This is a genomic window from Pseudomonas sp. 3A(2025) (assembly GCF_054589175.1).
Genome location: NZ_BAAILM010000041.1, coordinates 1 through 2,234, shown reverse-complemented (window position 1 = coordinate 2,234; position 2,234 = coordinate 1). Strand labels below are relative to the sequence as shown.

General features: G+C 59.1%; 1 protein-coding gene. It reads left to right on the top strand.

Translation table 11 applies throughout. The annotated features are described in order from the left end of the window. Nucleotides 1–2,234 (top strand): condensation domain-containing protein (locus ACYP2A_RS17780; RefSeq protein ID WP_459746952.1); only part of this gene is annotated, 2,234 nt, incomplete at both ends.

Genomic DNA, 2,234 nt, shown 5'->3' with positions numbered 1-2,234 from the left:
CCGGCGGCGTGGTGGAGTACGCCGGTCGCATCGACCATCAGGTGAAGATTCGAGGCTTCCGCATTGAGTTGGGCGAGATCGAGGCGCGGGTCAAGGAGCATCCGGCAGTGCGTGAGACGGTGGTACTGGATGTGGACGGGCCGCTAGGCAAGCAGTTGGTGGCTTGGCTGGTGCCGATGGTAGAGCAGGCGGACGAAGCTGAGCAGGCGGCATTGCGTGAGAGCTTGCGCGAAGCCTTGAAGGCGGTCATGCCGGACTACATGGTGCCGGCGCATTTCGTATGTCTGAATCATCTGCCATTGACCGCCAACGGCAAGCTAGACCGTAAGGCATTGCCCGCACCGGATGCCGGCCAGCAGCAACAGAGGTATGTGGCGCCGCAAAGTGAACTGGAGCAACAGGTCGCAGCGATCTGGGCAGAGGTGTTGCAGATTGAGCGAGTGGGTCTTACCGATAACTTCTTTGAATTGGGAGGGCACTCGTTGCTGGCTACTCAGGTGATTTCACGGGTGCGGCAGGTTCTGGAGGTCGAGTTACCGTTGCGGGTATTGTTCGAAGCCCCGGTGCTGTCTTCGTTCATCGTTCGCCTTGCAGAGGGTGTTCTCAGCCAGGCTCCAGCCTTCACACCGGTTGACCGTCAGCAGCCGTTGCTACTGTCCTATGCCCAGCAACGTCAATGGTTCCTGTGGCAACTGGATCCTGACAGTCCGGCCTACAACATTCCGGTGGTTCTTCGCTTCAAGGGTCCCCTGGACCGCAACGCCTTGCACGCCAGTTTCGATGCACTGATTGCCCGTCATGAAACCCTGCGCACCACGTTTCGCCAAAGCGGTGAGCATGCCCTGCAGATCATTCACGATTACCAGCCGCTTGAGGTCGTTTACCAAGCCTTGGCCAGCGAAGTGGATATCCAGAACTATGTTGAAGCTCAGATTCAGCGGCCTTTCGATCTGGTCAACGGGCCTTTGTTGCGCGTCAAACTACTGAAACTGGCCGAAGATGACCATGTGCTGGTATTGACGCTGCACCATATCGTCTCCGATGGTTGGTCGATGCCGGTGATGGTCGATGAACTGGTCAGCCTTTATGAAGGCCATCGACTGGGCGATGCGGTGAGCCTGCCGGCCATGCCGATCCAGTACGCTGATTATGCGGCCTGGCAGCGTCACTGGATGGAGGCAGGAGAGCAGGCGCGGCAACTGGCTTACTGGCACGATCAACTGGGCGGTGAGCAGCCGGTGCTAGAGCTGCCACTTGACCGTCCGCGCCCCTTGGTGCGAAGCCATGACGGCGCGAGCCTGAATATCAGGCTGGAGGCGGGGTTGACCGAATCACTCAATCGCCTGGCGCGGCAGCAGGGAGTGACCTTGTTCATGGTGCTGCTGGCGTCGTTTCAGACGCTACTTCACCGTTATTCGGGGCAGCGCGATATTCGTGTGGGAGTCCCCACGGCCAACCGCAACCGGGTTGAGACCGAGCGGCTGATCGGTTTCTTCGTCAACACTCAGGTGCTCAAGGCTGATTTTGATGTGTCGACCACCTTCGGCGAGCTGTTACAACAGGTCAAGGCAGCGGCACTGGGCGCCCAGGTGCATCAGGACCTGCCTTTCGAGCAATTAGTAGAAGCCTTGCAACCTGAGCGCAGCCTGAGCCACAGCCCATTGTTTCAAGTGATGTTCAATCATCAGGCGGCCGTCAACAGTGGCCGCCATACCCTGCCAGGGCTGACGGTGGAAGGCGTGTCGTGGGATAGCCAGACCGCACAGTTCGACCTTACCTTGGACACCAGCGAAGCAGAGCACGAGTTGGTGGCTTCACTGATCTATGCCACAGCGCTGTTCGATGCATCGACCATTGAGCGTATGGCCAGGCACTGGGTCGCGTTACTGGAGCAGGTGGTTATCCAGCCTACCCAGCGCCTGACGGAACTGTCCATTCTGAGTGCCGATGAATATCGGCAGATTGTCCATAAGTGGAATCGCACCGAGGTCAGCTACCCGGCCAAGCAGTGCATCCATCTGTTGATCGAGCAGCAGGTCGAGAAAACGCCTCAGGCACCGGCTTTGCTGTTTGGCGAGCAATCATTGAGTTACACCGAGCTGAACCAGCGGGCCAATCGCCTGGCGCACAAGCTGCGTGAGCTGGGTGTCGGCCCCGATGTGCTGGTGGGCATTGCGGTGGAGCGCAGCCTGGAGATGGTGGTGGGGCTGCTGGCGATTCTCAAGGCCGGTGGC